This window comes from Streptomyces albireticuli, assembly GCF_002192455.1.
GTDB classification, from domain to species: domain Bacteria; phylum Actinomycetota; class Actinomycetes; order Streptomycetales; family Streptomycetaceae; genus Streptomyces; species Streptomyces albireticuli_B.
This window is the reverse complement of record NZ_CP021744.1, coordinates 5,606,663-5,623,977: the sequence shown is the minus strand read 5'-3', so window position 1 is coordinate 5,623,977 and position 17,315 is coordinate 5,606,663. Positions and strand designations below refer to the sequence as shown.

General features: G+C 74.3%; 16 protein-coding genes. 4 read left to right on the top strand and 12 right to left on the bottom strand.

The window, feature by feature from the left end; genetic code table 11:
• Nucleotides 1-142 precede the first annotated feature (142 nt).
• The 6 genes from SMD11_RS24320 to SMD11_RS24295 all read right to left on the bottom strand — a co-directional run bounded on the left by SMD11_RS24320 (nt 143) and on the right by SMD11_RS24295 (nt 5,408).
• Nucleotides 143-904, bottom strand: coding sequence for an endonuclease/exonuclease/phosphatase family protein (locus SMD11_RS24320; RefSeq protein ID WP_087928458.1), 762 nt, complete (start codon nt 902-904; stop codon nt 143-145).
• Between the two features lie 94 nt (nt 905-998).
• Nucleotides 999-1,940, bottom strand: a complete 942-nt coding sequence (locus SMD11_RS24315; RefSeq protein WP_087928457.1) for an ROK family glucokinase — start codon at nt 1,938-1,940, stop codon at nt 999-1,001.
• A gap of 110 nt (nt 1,941-2,050) precedes the next feature.
• Nucleotides 2,051-2,551, bottom strand: a complete 501-nt coding sequence (locus SMD11_RS24310) for a DUF5304 domain-containing protein (RefSeq protein ID WP_087928456.1) — start codon at nt 2,549-2,551, stop codon at nt 2,051-2,053.
• A gap of 89 nt (nt 2,552-2,640) precedes the next feature.
• A complete protein-coding gene (locus SMD11_RS24305; RefSeq protein ID WP_087928455.1) occupies nt 2,641-3,942 on the bottom strand; it encodes an ArsA family ATPase in 1,302 nt (433 codons plus the stop codon).
• A gap of 135 nt (nt 3,943-4,077) precedes the next feature.
• The gene (locus SMD11_RS24300; protein WP_087928454.1) at nt 4,078-4,530 is read right to left on the bottom strand and encodes an SRPBCC family protein; all 453 of its coding nucleotides are present in this window, start codon (nt 4,528-4,530) and stop codon (nt 4,078-4,080) included.
• 104 nt (nt 4,531-4,634) lie between these two features.
• Nucleotides 4,635-5,408, bottom strand: coding sequence for a metallophosphoesterase family protein (locus SMD11_RS24295; RefSeq protein WP_087928453.1), 774 nt, complete (start codon nt 5,406-5,408; stop codon nt 4,635-4,637).
• A 269-nt stretch (nt 5,409-5,677) separates the two neighbouring features.
• Here SMD11_RS24295 and SMD11_RS24290 point away from each other — a divergent pair, with 269 nt between their 5' ends.
• Nucleotides 5,678-7,474: an AMP-dependent synthetase/ligase gene (locus tag SMD11_RS24290; protein WP_087928452.1), complete on the top strand. Its 1,797-nt coding sequence runs from the start codon at nt 5,678-5,680 to the stop codon at nt 7,472-7,474.
• A gap of 82 nt (nt 7,475-7,556) precedes the next feature.
• On the opposite strand, the gene SMD11_RS24285 is transcribed toward SMD11_RS24290, so the two are convergent.
• The gene (locus SMD11_RS24285) at nt 7,557-8,699 is read right to left on the bottom strand and encodes a glycosyltransferase family 4 protein (protein ID WP_087928451.1); all 1,143 of its coding nucleotides are present in this window, start codon (nt 8,697-8,699) and stop codon (nt 7,557-7,559) included.
• A 181-nt stretch (nt 8,700-8,880) separates the two neighbouring features.
• Between SMD11_RS24285 and SMD11_RS24280 the strand changes: the two genes are divergently transcribed.
• Nucleotides 8,881-10,155, top strand: coding sequence for a glycosyltransferase 87 family protein (locus SMD11_RS24280; protein WP_418952473.1), 1,275 nt, complete (start codon nt 8,881-8,883; stop codon nt 10,153-10,155).
• A 107-nt stretch (nt 10,156-10,262) separates the two neighbouring features.
• Here SMD11_RS24280 and SMD11_RS24275 read toward each other — a convergent pair whose 3' ends face one another.
• From SMD11_RS24275 to SMD11_RS24255, 5 genes are all read right to left on the bottom strand, one after another.
• Complete coding sequence (locus tag SMD11_RS24275) at nt 10,263-11,513, bottom strand: hypothetical protein (protein ID WP_087930708.1); 1,251 nt, start codon at nt 11,511-11,513, stop codon at nt 10,263-10,265.
• A gap of 167 nt (nt 11,514-11,680) precedes the next feature.
• A complete protein-coding gene (locus SMD11_RS24270; RefSeq protein WP_087930707.1) occupies nt 11,681-12,736 on the bottom strand; it encodes an NlpC/P60 family protein in 1,056 nt (351 codons plus the stop codon).
• A gap of 249 nt (nt 12,737-12,985) precedes the next feature.
• A complete protein-coding gene (locus tag SMD11_RS24265) occupies nt 12,986-14,071 on the bottom strand; it encodes an NlpC/P60 family protein (RefSeq protein ID WP_087928450.1) in 1,086 nt (361 codons plus the stop codon).
• A 272-nt stretch (nt 14,072-14,343) separates the two neighbouring features.
• The gene (locus tag SMD11_RS24260) at nt 14,344-15,723 is read right to left on the bottom strand and encodes an NYN domain-containing protein (RefSeq protein WP_087928449.1); all 1,380 of its coding nucleotides are present in this window, start codon (nt 15,721-15,723) and stop codon (nt 14,344-14,346) included.
• Nucleotides 15,724-15,742: 19 nt separating this feature from the next.
• Entirely contained in the window at nt 15,743-15,982 is a 240-nt protein-coding gene (locus SMD11_RS24255) for a hypothetical protein (protein ID WP_087928448.1), read from the bottom strand.
• A gap of 280 nt (nt 15,983-16,262) precedes the next feature.
• On the opposite strand from SMD11_RS24255, the gene SMD11_RS24250 reads away from it, so the two are divergent.
• Entirely contained in the window at nt 16,263-17,033 is a 771-nt protein-coding gene (locus tag SMD11_RS24250; RefSeq protein ID WP_087928447.1) for a rhomboid family intramembrane serine protease, read from the top strand.
• Nucleotides 17,030-17,311, top strand: a complete 282-nt coding sequence (locus tag SMD11_RS24245) for an Lrp/AsnC family transcriptional regulator (RefSeq protein ID WP_087928446.1) — start codon at nt 17,030-17,032, stop codon at nt 17,309-17,311. Before SMD11_RS24250 ends, SMD11_RS24245 begins: the two co-directional genes overlap by 4 nt.
• The last annotated feature ends 4 nt before the right edge of the window (nt 17,312-17,315 follow it).

Genomic DNA, 17,315 nt, shown 5'->3' with positions numbered 1-17,315 from the left:
CCCGTCCCTTCCCGCCGCATCCGATGTGCGGCTCCGCCGCGTGGCGGGGGCAAGCCCCCGGGCCCCCTTTTCCGCGCTTCGCGTGGTGTCCTCAAGCGCCGGACAGGCTGAGATCAGCCCGTCCGGGGGCACGTCCCAGCGGTCACCGAGCCGGCACCCGTACCGCCGCCAGCACCGGCAGGTGGTCCGTCGCCGCCCGGAGGTCCCGCTCCGAGACCCCCGGCAGCCCCATGGGCACCCCGCAGCCCAGGAACTCCACTCCCCCGGTCGCGAAGACCGCGTCGATCCGCTGGAGCGGGTCGCCCAGCCGGGTCGTGTGCTCGCGTCCCCACGGCTTGGTCGCCCAGCCGTCCTGGAGGGCGTCCGCGAGGAGGCCGAAGGTGCGGCCGTCGGGGCGGTCGTTGAGGTCGCCCGCCGCCACGGCGTACGGGACGTCCAGCGCGGCCAGTCTCTCCAGGAGCAGCCCGCCCTGCTCGTAGCGCTCCCGGTCCTTGATGCTGAGGTGGCAGCTGAGGACACCGAGCCGGGCCCGGCCGAAGCGGAGCACGGCGGTCGAGAAGCCGCGCTGGTGGAGCCCCGGGGTGCGGGGCAGCAGGACGTCCTCGGTGCGCTCCACGTGCGCGCGGAGCGAGGACATGATCATCGGGCCGGAGGCGGTGGCGCCGCCGGTGACGTACACCAGGCCGGAGACGCGGCCGAGGCGGGCCGCGGCCTTGCGCCAGCGGAAGAAGCGCGGGGCCTCCTGGACGCAGACGACGTCGGGCGCGCAGGCCTGGATGACCCGGCCGAGCGCGCCCACGTCGTCACGCATGGAGCGGATGTTGTAGCTGAGCACCCGGACGACGGCCGAGCCGTCCGGCTCGGTACGGGACGCCGGGAGGTCCGGCAGCGGAGCGGTAGTCACGGACCGGACACACCCTTTCCACCGGGCGGTGCCGGGCCGGCACCGCCGGAAATCGCCGTCGTGGGTCCCGGCCGCCGGGGCGGCCGGGGTGCGCTCAGCCCTGGCGGGCCAGGTCCGCCGCGCCGACCAGGCCGGCCTTGCCGCCCAGCTTCGCCGCGAGCACCTGCGCGTGGGGTCGCCACTGGCCGCCGATCAGCCAGCGCTTGAAGGACTTGCGGATGGGGTCGAGGACGAGGTCGCCCTCGTCCGAGACGCCGCCGCCGACGATGAACGCCGACGGGTCGAAGAGCGAGGCGAGGTCCGCCAGGCCGGCGCCGGCCCAGCGGGCCAGCTCGCGGAAGGAGTCGATGGCGACCGGGTCGCCCTGCCGGGCCGCGGCGCTGATGTGCTTGCCCTCGATGCCCTCGACCGTGCCGTCGCCGAGGCCGAGGAGGATCTCGGCGTTCTCGGGGGTGGCGTTGGCGCGCTGCTTGGCGTAGCGGACGAGGGCGCGGCCGGAGGCGTACTGCTCCCAGCAGCCCTGGCTGCCGCAGCCGCAGAGCAGGCCGTCGGGCACCACGCGGATGTGGCCGAACTCGGCGGCCACGCCGAAGCGGCCGCGGCGCAGCTTGTTGCCGATGATGATGCCGCCGCCGAGGCCGGTGCCCAGGGTGATGCAGATGACGTCGTCGTGGCCCTGGCCGGCGCCGAAGCGGTACTCGCCCCAGGCGGCGGCGTTGGCGTCGTTCTCGACGACGACCGGCAGGCCGACGCGCTGCTCGACCTTGTCCTTCAGGGCCTCGTGGCGCCAGTTGATGTTCGGGGCGAAGAGGACCGTGGCCCGCTTGTCGTCCACGTAGCCCGCGGCTCCGATGCCGACCGCCTCGACGTCGTGGTCGGCGCTGACCGTGCGCACGGCGTCGGCGATGGCGTCGATGACGCCCTCGGGGGTCGGCGGGGTGGGCACCTTGCACGTCGCGAGGATGTTGCCGTCCTCGTCGACCACGCCGGCCGCGATCTTGGTGCCGCCGATGTCGACCCCGATGGTGAGTCCCATGTGTCCCTCAGTTTTTCGCTCGAACCCCGCCGCGACCCACCGTACCGGAGGTGGGGGGACCTCCCGCGCCCTTATGGCCCAGGGGGAAGCCCAAGGGGGACCGGGGACGTTCAGTCGAGGTCGATGCGCTCGGACCCGCCCGGCGTCCCGTCGTCGCCCCGGGGGCCGTCGGCGCCTCCGGCCGGTCCGCCGGTCCCGTCGCCGGCGGGGCCCGCGGGCTTCCCGGCGGAGCCGCCGCGGGTCCAGCGGCCCTCCTGGCCCTGGACGGCGGCGCGGTAGGCGGCGAGCAGCTCGGAGCCGGCGGACGCCAGGTGGTCGAAGACCTCGGGGTTGCGCTCGATGACGGGCTCCACCACGGCCTTGGCCTGCGCGACGACCTGCTGGACGACGTCCTGGGCGGCCGCGCCCGCGAGCGGCAGCTGGAAGGCCGCGACCTTCTCGGCCACGGCGTCGACGAGCTTGCGGAGCTCCTCGGCGGCGCTGCCGGGAGGCTGCCCGTACTGCTCACGGCGGCGGGCCCGCTCGGCGGCGAGGTCCTCGGCGCAGGCCTGTTCCCAGGCGTCGGACGCGGGCTCCGCGTGCGGTGCGGGGCGCTCGTTGGCATCGCTCATGGCGGACTCCTACGGCTGGAATTTCCTTCGACGTTACCCGAACGGTGGAAAGGCGTCCGGGACGGGCCGCCCGGGAGGGCGGCCGGGGCTCAGGAGGGCCGGGGCCACAGGGCGGGGTCGGGGGTGAAGCGCACGCACAGGGCGCCGTCGCGCAGCCCGGCCCCGGAGACGGTGCAGCGGCGCAGCGCGGACGGCAGGGGCAGCACCCGGCGGAACGGGCCGACGCCGACGATGAGTTCGTCGCCCCTGCGTATGAGGTCGAGGGCGTCGCGCCGGGCGCCGGGCAGCGGGAGCCGCCAGACCAGCACGCCGTCGGTGGCCAGCCGGTCCTCCACGGTCCAGGTGTCCGGTTCCGGGCCGTCGTCCGGGGTGCCCCAGCCGTCGAGCTCGTCGGTCAGGCCCCGGCCGGCGACGACGCCGCGGCCGACGGTGGTGGAGCGGGCGCGGTCGACCAGTTCGGCGAGATCGGCGCGGCCGCGGGGGGCGCGGCCGAGGTGGGGCAGCTCGCAGACGGTGACGCCGTCGACGAGGAACTCCTCGCGCAGCTCCTTGCGGGCGGTGTGCTGCTCGGCGGCGAGCCCGGCCGTCCAGGGGTCGGCGGCGTCGGCGCAGTGGTCGGGCAGCAGCCGGTTGGCGACGAGGGCGTCGACGCGGCAGCCCTGGAGGGCGAGGGCGGCGCGGGCCAGGCGGAGCTCCTCGACGGCGGGCGGGCCGGGCTCGGCGACCAGGCGCACGGTGGTGCCGGGTGCCTCGATCACGTCCTGGACGGCGGCGAGCTCGGCCTCCCAGCGCTCGGCGGTCTCGTACAGCCGCTGGGCGGGCATGGGGACGCCGGCGAGCTGGGCGAGCATCGGGCGCAGGGCGCGGGCGGCCTGCCGCTCGGGGGGCAGCAGCCGGCGCAGGTAGCGGCGGAGCTGCTCGGGGAGGGCGAGCAGGCGCACGGTGTCGTGGACGGGCGGCATGTCGACGACGAGGAGGTCCCAGCGGTCGTCCTGGGCGTGGGCGGCGCGGAGGGCCGCGAGGACGGCGAGGGGTTCGGCGCCGGGGAGTTCGGTGAGCTCCTCGGGGTCGAGGGGGGTGGCGCCGAGGAGGTCGAAGAGGGAGGCGCCGCGGTCCTGGAGTTCGCGGGCGCGGTCCTCGAAGTGCTCGCCGGTGGCGATGCGGGCGGCCCGCAGGCCGGGGGCCGCCTCGACGGGTACGGCCCAGGGCGCGCCGGTCCCGCCGGTGGCGGGCCGGGGCAGCGCGGTGCCGAGCACCGACTCCGGGGCGGGGCCGCGGTCGCGGGTGAGGAGCAGGGTGCGCCGCCCCTCGCGCGCGGCGGCGAGCGCGGTGGCCGCGGCGGCCGTGGTGCGGCCCGCGCCGCCGGGACCGGTGACGAGGACCGTACGCAAGGTGGAGCCTCCGGCAGTGGTGCGTGGTTCCCGGGGGGCCGTGGCCGTCGGCCGGCGGCCGGTGAGGGAGGTGAGGAAGAAGGGTGGGGAGGGGTGACGGGACGCCGGTGGGGGGTCCGGCCGGTCAGAAGGGGGTCAGGAGGCCGACGCCTGGCTCTCGACGCGCTGCTTGAGGCCGTCGAGGGCGCGGTCGATGATGACCTTCTCCGCCTTGCGCTTGATCATGCCGAGCATGGGGATCTTGACGTCCACGGTGAGCTGGTACGTCACCTCGGTGTGCTTGCCGCCGGCCGCGGGCTCCAGGCTGTACGAGCCGTCGAGCTGCCGCAGCATCTGGGACTTGACCAGCGACCAGCTGACGACGTTCGGCGCCGGCCAGCTGTAGGCCAGCGTGTGGTCGTCCTTGATGGCGCCGGCGTCGAGGACCAGGCGCACCTGGGCGGCGCGGCCCTCCTCGTCGCGGGCGAGGACCTCGGCCTGCTTGACCTCGCCGGTCCACTCGGCGTAGCGGTCGAAGTCCGCGATCACCGCCATGACCTCGGCAGGGGTCGCCTCGATCGTGATGCTCGAGCTGGTGTGTTCCGCCATCTGCGTGGCTCCTCCGTACCGGTCCCTGTGCCTGCTGTGGCCTGCCGTGCTGCGCCTGCTCGGTCCTCGAACGACCGCCGCTGAAGGCTATCGTGCGCCGCTCGTCACCACTCCAGCACCCACGGTGTCCCGCTGGAGGCGAAGTGGCCGACGTTGACGCATTCCGTGGCGCCGATCCGCATCCGGCGCGCGAGCGGCTGGTGGACGTGGCCGAAGAGGGCGTAGGCGGGGCGGGTGGCGCGGATCGCCTCCAGCAGGGCGGAGGAGCCGCGCTCGAAGCGGCGGGCCACGGTGTCGTAGCAGAGTTCGGGCACGTCGGGCGGGATGTGCGAGCAGAGGACGTCGACCTCGCCGAGGGCCTCGATCTTGGCGGCGTACTCCTCGTCGTCGATCTCGTAGGGGGTGCGCATGGGGGTCCGCAGGCCGCCGCCGACGAAGCCGAAGACCCGGCCGCCGATCTCCACCCGCTCGCCGTCGAGGACGGTGGTGCCCGCCGCGGCGTACTCGGGCCAGAGGTGGGGGATGTCGACGTTGCCGTAGGTGGCGTAGGTGGGGGTGGGGAAGGCGGCGAACAGCTCCGCGTACTGCTTGCGGACGGCGGACTCGATGGCGGCGTTCCGGTCGATCCCCTGCCAGAGGCCGCGGGCCAGGTCACGGGCCTCGTCGAAGCGGCGGGCGGTGCGCAGCTCCACGATCAGGTCGGCGTTGGCCTCCCCGAACAGCTCGGGGAAGATGCCCCGCGAATGGTCGTGGTAGTCGAGGAAGAGGACGAGGTCGCCCAGGCAGACGAGCGCGTCGGCGCCGTCCCCCGCCCGGCGCAGGCCCTCGCTGTTGCCGTGTACGTCGCTGACCACGTGAACCCTGAAGCCACCTCGCATACCGATCACCCTAGAGTCTGCGACGGGCCCGCCGGAAGGGCCCCGACCTGCGGTTACTTCCGGGTCACCGAACGAAGGGGCTAGGGTTCGCAGAGCAGTCCCGTGGCATGTGACGCAGAGAACATCTCGGCGTGACCCCCTATTCGAAAGCGATACCGGTGGGTAACGTCCGGGCAGTCCACTACCCCCCTTGCCTGATCATGGACCGCAGCCGACGCAGCGCCCCTCGAAGACGCGGCGGCGCCGGCGCCCGACGAGGAGCAGCAGTCTTGCGCGAGTTCAGCCTTCCGGCCCTCTACGAGGTCCCTGCGGACGGAAACCTGACGGATCTGATCCGCCGCAACGCCGCGCAGCGCCCTGACGTCGCCGTCATAGGACGTAAGGTCGCCGGCCGCTGGGAGGACGTCAGTGCCGTCACCTTCCTGGCCGAGGTGCGGGCGGCGGCGAAGGGCCTGATCGCGTCCGGTGTGCGGCCGGGCGACCGGGTGGGACTGATGTCCCGCACCCGCTACGAGTGGACGCTGCTGGACTTCGCGATCTGGAGCGCCGGCGGTGTGACCGTGCCGGTGTACGAGACGAGCTCGGCCGAGCAGATCCAGTGGATCCTCGGCGACTCCGGCGCCGTGGCCGTCGTCGTCGAGTCCGCGGCGCACGAGGCGCTCGTCGACTCCGTGCGGGACCGGCTGCCGGCGCTGGAGCACGTCTGGCAGATCGAGGACCGGGGCGTCGAGCGGCTGCGCGCGGCGGGCGAGGGCCTGACGGACGAGGAGGTCGACGAGCGCAGCGCGCTGGCCGACGCCGACTCCCCCGCGACGATCGTCTACACCTCGGGCACCACCGGGCGCCCCAAGGGCTGTGTGCTGACCCACCGCGCGTTCTTCGCCGAGTGCGGGAACGCGGTGGAGCGGCTGAAGCCGCTGTTCAACACGGGCGACTCCTCGGTGCTGCTCTTCCTGCCCACGGCGCACGTCTTCGGCCGCCTGGTGGAGATCTCGGCGATGCTCGCCCCGATCAAGCTGGGCTGCGTCCCCGACATCCGCAACCTCACCGAGGAGCTGGCGGCCTTCCGGCCGACGCTGATCCTCGGTGTCCCCCGGGTCTTCGAGAAGGTCTACAACGCCGCGCGGGCCAAGGCCCAGGCCGACGGCAAGGGCAAGATCTTCGACAAGGCCGCCGACACCGCCATCGCCTACAGCCGGGCGAAGGACGACCCGGCCGGCCCGTCACTGGGCCTGCGGATCAAGCACGCGATCTTCGACCGGCTGGTCTACGGCAAGCTGCGCGCCGTCCTCGGCGGCCGGGCCACGCACGCGATCTCCGGCGGCGCGCCGCTCGGCGAGCGCCTGGGCCACTTCTACCGCGGCATCGGCTTCACGGTCCTGGAGGGCTACGGCCTGACGGAGTCCTGCGCGGCGACGGCCTTCAACCCGTGGGACCGGCAGAAGATCGGCACGGTCGGGCAGCCGCTGCCCGGCTCGGTCGTCCGGATCGCGGACGACGGCGAGGTGCTGCTGCACGGCGAGCACCTCTTCCAGGGCTACTGGAACAACGAGCAGGCCACGAAGGAGGCCCTCTCGGACGCCTGGTTCCACACCGGCGACCTGGGCACCCTCGACGAGGACGGCTACCTCACGATCACCGGCCGGAAGAAGGAGATCATCGTGACGGCGGGCGGCAAGAACGTCGCCCCGGCCGTGATCGAGGACCGCATCCGGGCCCACGCGCTGATCGCCGAGTGCATGGTGGTCGGTGACGGCCGCCCGTTCGTCGGCGCGCTGATCACGCTGGACGAGGACTTCCTGCCGCGCTGGCTGGAGGAGAACGGCAAGCCGGCCGGCACCACCCCGGCCCAGCTGGCGGACGACGCGGCGCTGCTGGCCGCCGTGCAGAAGGCCGTCGACGACGGCAACGCGGCGGTCTCGAAGGCCGAGTCGGTCCGTAAGTTCCGCATCCTCCCGGCGCAGTTCACGGAGGAGTCGGGGCATGTGACGCCGTCGCTGAAGCTGAAGCGGAACGTGGTGGCGAAGGACTTCGCGGACGAGATCGAGGCGCTCTACCGCGCATAGCGCGGCCGCGGCGCCACCGGCCGCCGCGGGCACGGCCTCACAGCACGGGCGGGACTCGGAAGAGCCCGCCCGTCGCCTTTTCCTACAGCAGCTCCCGCAGGCGCGCGGCGAGGAGGTCCCAGCGCCAGCGCTCCTCGACCCAGCTCCGCCCCCGCTCGCCCATGCGGCGCCGCAGCTCCGGGTCGCCGAGCAGCGTGACGACACGGTCCGCCGTGTCCGCCGGGGAGCCGCCGCGGACGACGTATCCCGTCTCGCCGTCCAGGACGGCGTCGGGGGCGCCGCCGGAGTCGCCGGCGATCACGGGCAGGCCCGTGGCGGAGGCCTCCAGGTAGACGATGCCGAGCCCTTCGACGTCCAGGCCGCCGCGGCGCGTGCGGCAGGGCATGGCGAAGACGTCGCCGGCGCCGTAGTGGGCCGGGAGCTCCTCCCAGGGGACCGGGCCGGTGAAGCGGACGGCGTCGGCGACGCCGGTCTCCTCGGCCAGCTTCCGCAGGTCGTCGCCGTACGGGCCGCCGCCGACGATCAGCAGCACCGCGTCGGGGACGGCGGCCAGGATCCGGGGCATGGCCTGGATGAGGGTGTCCTGCCCCTTGCGCGGCACGAGCCGGGAGACGCAGACGACGACCGGGCGGTCGGTGAGCCCGAGGCGGGCGCGCACCTCGGCGCCGCCGGAACCGGGGTGGAAGGTCTTCTCGTCCACGCCGGGCGGCAGTTGGACCATGCGGGCGGCGGCCTCGTCGGTCAGCGCGGCGGCGATCCGGGACCGGGTGTACTCCCCCAGGTAGGTGAGCGTGTCCGTGCCCTCGCCGATCCGCCGCAGCAGCTGCCGGGAGGCGGGCAGCTGGGCCCAGCCGGCCTCGTGGCCGTGGGTCGTGGCGATCAGCTTCCGGGCGCCGGCCCGGCGCAGCGCGGGGGCCATCAGACCGAGCGGGGCGGCGGCCCCGAACCACACCGAGGTACAGCCGTGTTCGCGCAGCAGCTCGGTGGCGCGGCGGGTGACGCGGGGCGTCGGCAGCAGCATGGTCGTCCGGTCGCGGACGACCTGGAAGGGCTGTTCGGCGTCGAAGCGGGCGGTGGCCTCGGCGCCCTCCTGGCCGCGCTTCCAGGTGGAGGCGTAGACGACGACCTCGGCGGGGTCCAGACGCAGGGCCATGTTGTGCAGGAAGGCCTGGATGCCGCCGGGGCGGGGCGGGAAGTCATTGGTGACGACGAGGGTCTTGTGCATCGCGTCCCGACAGTACCGGGTGCCCCGGCCGCACGGCCCGAGAGGTGGCGCCCGGGGGGCGATCGGGCGGCAACGGGGCCGGTGTACCGCCACGTCACCGTGCCAGGGCGGTCCGGGCGGGCATCATGCCTTCCAGTAGCGGCGCGCGGACGGCGTGTGAGGACCGTGAAGGGCGAGGTGGATGATGGCGGGCGCTGGTTTGCGGCTCTCGGTCGCGGTGTGGGCCGTCACCCGGGTCGTGCTGCTGTTGTGCGTGTTCCGGGTGTGGGTGCTGCCGGGGTCGGACGTCTCCGTCGACATCGAGGTGATCTACCAGGGCTGGTACGGGGTGCTGCGCACCGGCACGTTCCCGTACGACGACGTGACGTGGCAGTACCCGCCCGCCGCCGCGCTCGCCGTGCTCGCCCCCGCGCTGCTGCCGTTCCTGGAGTACGCCCCGGCGTTCTTCGTGGTGTGCTTCCTCGCGGACGCGGTGGTCCTCGCCCTGCTGCTGTACGCGGTGCGGGGCGGCCGGCGCAGCGCCAAGGGGGTGTGGGTGTGGGTGGCGGGGGTACCGCTGCTGGGTCCGATCGTCTACGCCCGCTATGACGTGATGGTGACGGCCGTCGCCGTCGCGGGGCTGCTGGCGGTCGGCCGGCGGACCCGGGCGGCGGGGGCGCTCATGGCGGTCGGCGCGCTGCTGAAGGTCTGGCCGGTGCTGCTGCTGGTGGGGACGCCGCGCGGCCGCAGCACCCGGTCGGCGTGGACCACCGCGCTGGTCACGGCGGCGGCCCTGGGGCTGCTGTTCGCGGTGACGATGCCGGGGGCGCTGGCGTTCCTGACCTTCCAGCGGGAGCGGGGCACGGAGGTGGAGTCGCTGGGGTCGCTGGTCTTCCACCTGGGCCGGCACTTCGGGTGGCACGGGCACGCGCGGCTGAACTACGGCTCGGTGGAGTTCCTCGGCCCGTACGTCCGCACGGTCAGCCGGCTCGCGCTGGGCCTGAGCGTGCTGGCCTTCGGCTGGCTGCTGGTGTGGCGGCTGCGGGCGCGCCGGTTCACGGCCTGCACCCCGTACGACGCGGCGTTCGCGGCCGTGCTCCTGTTCACCACGACGAGCCGGGTGATCAGCCCGCAGTACGTGGTCTGGCTGATCGGCCTGGCGGCGGTGTGCATGACGATGCGGACGACGCGTCAGGGGCTGCCGATCGCGCTGGTGCTGGTGGCCGCGCCGCTGACGCAGCTGGAGTTCCCCTTGTGGTTCTCGCACGTGGTGGCGAGCGACAAGCTGGGGGTGGCGACGCTGACCCTGCGGAACGCCCTGCTGGTGGTGGCGACGCTGATCTCGTGCGCGCGGCTGTGGCGCGGGACGGTGGGTGAGGAGGAAGAGGAGGAGCCCGCGGAGCTCTCCCCGACCCCTCCCGTCCCCGACCCCGGAACTCCGCCCCGGACGCCGGTCCTCAAGCGCCGGACGGGCTGAATCCCAGCCCGTCCGGCGCTTGAGGACAACCGCGCGAAGCGCGGAACGCGGGCCGGGGGGCGAAGCCCCCCGGTCACAGGAAGGGGCGGGCAGGGGACAACCACCCCTCACCCCAGCTCCCGCTCCACGTACGCCCGCCACGCCGCCGTGAACTCCACCTGCGAGACGCCCAGCACCCGCCGCAGCTCCGCCCCCACCGCGCCCGACCGCCGCTCGTGCCCGCCCACCCCCCGGTAGAACGCCACGAGCTTGTCCTCTCCCCACCGCTCCGCGATCATCCGGCAGGCCAGCCAGCCCTCCTCGTACGCGCGGGCCAGCCGCCCGGACTCGCCGGCGAAGCCGAAGTCGGCGTCCGTGGGCAGCCCGCGCGGCGCCTTGCCCGCCGCCACGGCGCGGGCCAGTTCGGGCGCGGCCTGGCGGGCGGTACGGTCGGTGCCCCGGTAGGCCGCCCAGTCGGCGAAGCCCTCCGAGAGCCACAGCGGGGTGGCCGCCGAGGTCAGGGTCCGGGTGGCGACATGGGCGGTCTCATGGGTGAGGACGACCTGGCGGCCGAAGGAGCCGAGCGCCCCGTACGCCTCGGGGTTCACGATGATCCGGTCGGCCGGGGCCTCGCCGGAGCCGCCGACCTCGCCGGTCGTCACGGCCGCGATGCCCCGGTAGTTGGAGACGGGCGAGTCCAGGAGGGCGGCCATCCGCTCCACCGAGGCGGGGATCTGCACGACGACCCGGCCGGGCCACGCGCCCGGCCCCTCCCCGCCGTCCCCCCCGCCCTCGCCCGGCCCGCCGTCCCGCCACGCCGCCGCCACCGCGGGCACCGCCCGGTCGGCGGCGGCCGCGAGGGCCTCCAGGCGCGCCCGGTCCTGGCCGACGCCGAGGACGAGGCTGCGCGCGCCCCGCACCGCCGTGACCGGGCCCTGCTGCCACAGCTGCCGGCCGCCGCGCGGGGCGTCCTCGGCCGTGACGTACCACCGGCCGGCGCGCTCGACGACGGTCAGCCTGGCCTTGGTGGTGACGGGCGCCTTGTCGTAACCGGCCAGCCGGTAGCTGAGTTCGGTCTCGGCGGCGAGCCGGCGGCCGTCCCCCTGGGCGGGCGCGAAGCCGCCGGTCCGCACCAGGCGGTACTCCCAGGAGGCCAGCGGCACGGCGGCGAGATTGGCGAAGACCCGGCGCTGCTCCGCGCGGTAGCCCTCGGCGGCCGGGTCCACGGCGGCGAGGAAGGCCCGCTCGTCCCGGTCGCGCAGCGCGGCGGACCACCGGTCCAGCAGTGCCCGTACGGCCTTACGGTCACCGTCCGGGACGGCCGGCGCCGATCCGGGGCCGAGCGCCCCGCAGCCGCACAGGGCCTGGAGCGTCAGCAGACCGGCGGCGAGCCAGGCCGCCGCCCGGCGGTGCGCCCGGCGGCATGCCCCGCGCGCGGGCCCGGGGTCACCCCCGGGTCCCCTCCCTCGTCCGCTCCACCACCACCGGCCCGTCACGTCCCGCATCGTACGAGCCGCGCGCCCCCGGGCGTACGCTCAGGGCGCGCTCATGGCCGGGTGACGGAGGAAATGGGCATCATGTTGGCCGGGTCGTAGCGCACCCGGGCCCCGGGATAGGGCGCGTGGACGACCTGGCCGTTGCCCACGTACATCGCCACATGGCTGGCGTCGCTGCGGTAGATGACCAGATCGCCGGGCCGGGCCTCCGCCAGGGAGACGTGCTGTCCCGCGTTCCGCTGCGCCTGCGAGGTGCGCGGCAGCCCCACCCCGGCCCGTCCGTAGGCCCACTGCATCAGGCCGGAGCAGTCGAAGGCGCTCGGCCCGGTCGCGCCCCAGGCGTAGGGGGAGCCGACGGCCGACCGGGCCGCCATGGCCGCGGCGGCGCCGCGCGAGGAGGTCACGGCGGCGAGGTCGGGCAGCGCGGCGAGGGGGTTCTCCGTGCGGGCGTCGCCGTCCGAGCGCGAGGCCCGCGCGTAGGCCGCCCGCTCCGGCCGGGGCAGGGAGTTGAGCAGCCGGCGGGCCGTGGCGAGCTTCTTCTCGACCTCGCGCTTGTGGCGCTCGACGGCGCGGCGGCTCTCCTCCAGCTTCCCGAGGACCTCCACCGCCTCCGCCCGCTCCTGGCGCAGGGTGCGCTGGGCCTCCGTGAGCGCCCGGAGCTCCTCGCTCTGGCGGCCGCTGACGCGGTCGAGGGCGGCGGCCCGGTCGAGGTAGCCGTCGGGGTCGGAGGAGAGCAGCAGCTGGAGGGCGGGGGCGACGGCGCCGTTGCGGTACTGCGCGGTGGCGATCATGCCGAGGGCGGCGCGCATCCGGTTGACCTGTTCCTGGCCGCGTGCGACGCGGTCGGTGGCCTGCTCCACCTTCTCCCGCAGGTCGTCGGCGCGTTCGTCCGCCGCGTTGTATTTCTCGGTGGCGCGCTCCGCCTCTTCGTAGAGCTTGTCGACCTGTGCCTTGACGGTGCCGGGGGACCGGCTCTCGTCGCCCGCGGGGCGGGCGCCCGCGGGTGTGGTGAGGGTGGCCGCCGCGGTGGCCACGGCGGCGGACAGGACGGTGGCCCGCACGGTCTGGGTGAGACCTGACTGCGCGGTACGGCGGTGGGACGCCACGGGCTGCCGCACTCCCTTCCTCTGCTTCCGGTGGGCGCGGTCGCTCCGGCCGCCCGGGAAGTGCGGACGGCGTGCCGAGGCACCGCGCGCCAGACAGTAGCGGCGCGCTCACCCCGGGTTCAAAGACCGTTCCCCGCCGGAAACTTGACGCCCCGCCGGAGACGCAGGTCACCGGCGGGGCGTGGAGTCAGCAGCGGTCGCCGCGATTCGCCCGATCGGGCGGCGGCTCAGCCATTCGGCCGTATCCGGTCAGCCTATGCGGACACCGAACTGGAAGGGCATGTTCCCCATCGGCTCGTAGCGCACGTTGGTGCCCGAGCGGGGGGCGTGCAGGGTCTGGCCGTTGCCCGCGTAGAGGCCGACGTGGTGCTGGTCGCCGTAGAAGATGACCAGGTCACCGGGCTTGAGCTGGCTCTGGTCGTAGATGCGGGTGCCGGCGTTGGCCTGGTCCTGCGAGATGCGCGGCAGGGTGACGCCGGCCTGCGCGTACGCCCAGGAGGTCAGCCCCGAGCAGTCGAAGGAGCTGGGGCCGGTCGCGCCCCAGACGTACGGGGTGCCGATCTTGCTCTGCGCGGCGGAGAGCGCGGCGGCGGCGCGGCCCGAGGTGGGCAGGTCCTTGCCGAGGTCCGGGCGGCTCTCGCCGCCGCGGCCGGCGCGCGAGCCGCCCCCGCTCTTGGCGTCGCCCTTGGCGCCGTCCTTGCCGCCGGCGTCCTTGGCGTCCTCGCCGGCGATCTCGGCGCGCTCCTTGGCGGTGAGGGTGTTGAGGAGCTTCTGGGCCTCGGCGAGCTTGCCCTGGACCTCCTCCTTCTTCTCCCCGAGGGCCTTACGGGTCTCCCCGAGGTCCTTGAGCTTGCCGGTCGCCTCCTGGCGCTGCTGCTTGAGCGTGCGCTGCTTCTCGGCGATCTGCTTGAGGGTGTCGGCCTGCCGGGCGCTGAGCTGGTTGAGCGTGGAGGCCTTCTCCAGGAAGCTGTCCGGGTCGGAGGAGAGCAGCAGCTGGAGCGAGGGGTCGATGGCGCCGCCGCGGTACTGGGCGGTGGCGACGGAACCGAGGCTGTTGCGGAGCTTGTTGAGCTCCTCCTGGCCGCGGGCGACCTTGTCCTGGAGGTCACCGACCTGCTTGTCGAGCTTCTCCTGCTTCTCCTTGGCCCCGTTGTACTTCTCGGTGGCCTGCTCCGCCTCTTCGTAGAGCTTGTCGACCTTGGACTTCACGTCCGCCTTGGTCGCCTCGTCCGCGCTGGCGGACTGGGCGGAGAGGGCGACGGCAGCGGCGGCGGTCACGGTGAGCACGGTCACCCGGGTGCGGCCCGGCTGCTTGGGACGACGGTGGGACGCCACGGAGACGGGCTCCTTCTTCCTCGGCCGCCCGGCACGCGGGATCCACGGTCGCGGCGGGACCCTCGCCGTCACCCCGAATGGATGATCTACCGCGCGAAGGTTCGAGGCCCGACATTAGTGACCCTCATATGATCCGTTCAAATCCTCATGAGAAAAATCTCGCCTCATGAGGCCATCCTTTACCGACAGGACACAGCCGGTAAGCGGAATTTGACGTTCAGGCACCTTGGAAGCCCCCGCCGGGCCCCGTCGCACACGGCCGGGGCCCCGGATCAGGTACGGGCAAGTCGCTTGAGCAGCAGGGCCGACGCCACCGGGCGCGCACCCGCCTTGGCGACCCCGTCGGCCACCTCGCGGTCGGTGGAGACCACCACCACCGGGCGGCCCGGCGGCTCGGCGCGCACCAGCTGGCGGATCAGCTCGTCGGCCGTGACGCCCGGCTTGCTGAACAGCACCCGCACCCCGCGCGGCGGCGCCAGCAGCACCGGCGCCGCCAGCTCGGCGCCGTCGAAGACACAGGTCATCTCCGCGCCGGTCTGCGCGGCCAGCATGGCGAGCCCGCCCAGCAGCCGCAGCCGCTGCTTGTCCAGCGGCATCGTGGGATAGCCGGTCTTGGTGACGTTGTAGCCGTCGACCACCAGATGCGCCTGGGGCAGCGCCAGCAGCTGGTCGAGGAGGGCCGGGTCGGTCTCCGACAGCGCGCGGGTGGCGATGTCCTTGGGCGTCATCCGGCCCGGCTCCACCGCGTCCACCGTGTCGGCCGGGTGCGTCGAGGCGGGCGGCAGGGCCAGCTCGCGGCGCAGCCCCTGGGCCGCGTCCAGGACGGTGTCCAGGAGCAGTCGCAGCCGCATGTCCTCCACGCTGCGGCCCTCGCGGGTCGCCCGGCGGCTGGCCTCCAGCGCCGCCTCGGTCTCCGACAGCCGCGCCTTGAGCCGCCGCGCCTCGCCCAGCGCCGCGGCCTTCTCGGCCGCGCCGGCCGTCCGCACGCCCTCCAGCTCGGCCTCCGCCTTGCGCAGCGCGGCCTCGCCGCGCCGCACGTCGCTCTGCGCGCTGCGCAGCTTGCGCTGGAGCGCGTCGGTCTCCTTGCGCGCGGCCTCCAGCTCGGCGCGCACGCGCTCGTTCTCCGTACGGGCCTCGGCGCGGGCCTCGGCCAGCTCCTCGCGCAGCCGCCGCAGCTCGCGCTGGGCCTCCTCGCCGGCCCGCTCGGCGCTCGCCCGCTGGGCCTCCTCGCCGGCGGCCGTGACCAGCTTGACCCAGCCGGCGGGCCGCAGCACGTAGGCCATGGCCGCGACGTCCTCCGGGTCCGCGGCGGCGGGCGGCGAACCGGCGTCCAGCGCCTCGGCCAGCTCGGAGCCCGTCTCCCGCAGCCGGGCGGAGATCCGCTGCCGGAAGGCCGCGTCGTTCTCCACGGCGGCGGCCATGGCGTTGCCCGCGAACTTGGCGCGGCGGCTCGCGGTGAACCGGGCGTACTGGCGCAGCGCGGCGGGCAGTTCGGTGACCGTCAGCCCCCCGAACGCCTCCGCGACCAGCCCGATGACCCGGCGCCTGACGCCTTCGGGCAGGGGTCGGTCGAGCACCTCGGCGACACCGTCCGGCCCACCGGTGTCCTCGGGTTCACCGGCCGCGTCCGCGCCGCCTGTATGCTCAACCACCGTTCACTGCTCCCGTTCTTCAGGCGCTCGCGCCCGGCCGGTCCACCAGCTCGATCTGGTCGACCGCGTTGCACCACCGGCACCGCACGGACTCGATCGTCTCACTGACCACTTCGCGCTCCTCCACCCGAGGCTCACCGGCCAGGTCGAGGTGCACGTACTCCACGGCCTTGGTCGACCGCGTCACGTCGAACCGGGTCAGATTGCCGCACAGCGTGCAGCGCCAGCGGGTCTCCGCCGTCGGCTGGGGAACGCCCATGGTGTCGCCGTCCGTCCTCGTCTGTCGTCGGTCTGTCGTCGATCTGCCGTCGGTCCCTTGCCGGCCCGCCGTCCGGACCGTCCGCCGACCGTCTGCTGTCCGGCCGGGCGCCGTTCAGGCGTCCCGGCGGTCCGCGGTGCGCCGTCGAACTGCGGGTGTGCTCCCCGTAACCCTACGTCCTGATGGTCATGCGGCGCCCGGATGGCCGCAGTACGGGCCCGCATCCGCGCCCCGGCGAGGCGCTCTGTGCGGTTTGCTGCCGGTACGCCATGATCTGCTCATGATCGGAAAGGCAGCGCGCCCGCGGTCCGCGACGCCCGTGGTCACCTACGCCCTCATCGGCATCTGCTGTGCCGTCTTCGTGCTCGGCCCCACGTCCGGCCTGACCATCTGGCCGGCCGCCCCCGGTACCGACCCCTCCGGGCCCGCGCAGCTGGCCGCGCAGAGCGCCTACTTCGCCCGCTGGGGCGTGGTGCCGGAGGAGCTCTGGCACGGCCCGCCGGGCGAGCTGCTCACCCCGCTCACGGCTCTCTTCCTGCACGGCAACTGGCTGCACCTGCTGGGGAACATGCTCTTCCTCCACGTCTTCGGCGCCATGGCCGAGGAGCGCATGGGCCGGGTCGCCTTCGCGCTCTTCTACCTCGCCGCCGGGGTGCTGGCACTGCTCGGCTACGCCGCCGCGCACGCCCACTCCGAGCAGACGCTCGTCGGGGCCTCCGGAGCGATCTCCGGGGTGCTCGGGGCCTTCCTCTACCTCTTCCCACGGGCCCGGGTCACCAGCCTCTTCCCGTTCCTCTTCTTCCTGCCGCTGCGCTTCCCCGCCTGGGCCGTCCTGCTGTTCTGGTTCGTCCTGCAATGGCTGGCCGCCCGGGCGGCCGACGACCGGCCCGGAGTCGCCTATCTGGCCCATGTGGTGGGCTTCTCGCTCGGCTTCCTCTACGCGTGGGCCCGGTACAGGCGTGCGGTTAGAGTGAAGGGCGCAGCCGGGCCGAGCGAGGGCCTGAGCTCTCCCGGGGGACCGCCCCCGACCCCCGATAGGAGCCAGCCGTGATCACTTCGATCGTCCTCATCAAGACCGACGTCGACCGCATCCCGGAGATCGCCGAGGAGATCGCCGCGCTGGAGGGGGTCAGCGAGGTGTACTCCGTGACCGGCGCGCACGACCTGATCGCGATGGTGCGGGTGGCGCGCCACGACGACCTGGCGGACGTCATCCCGGGCCGCATCAGCAAGGTCCCGGGCGTGGCCTCGACGGAGACGCACATCGCGTTCCGCACGTACTCCCACCACGACCTGGAGGCGGCGTTCGCGATCGGCCTCGACGCGTAGCGCC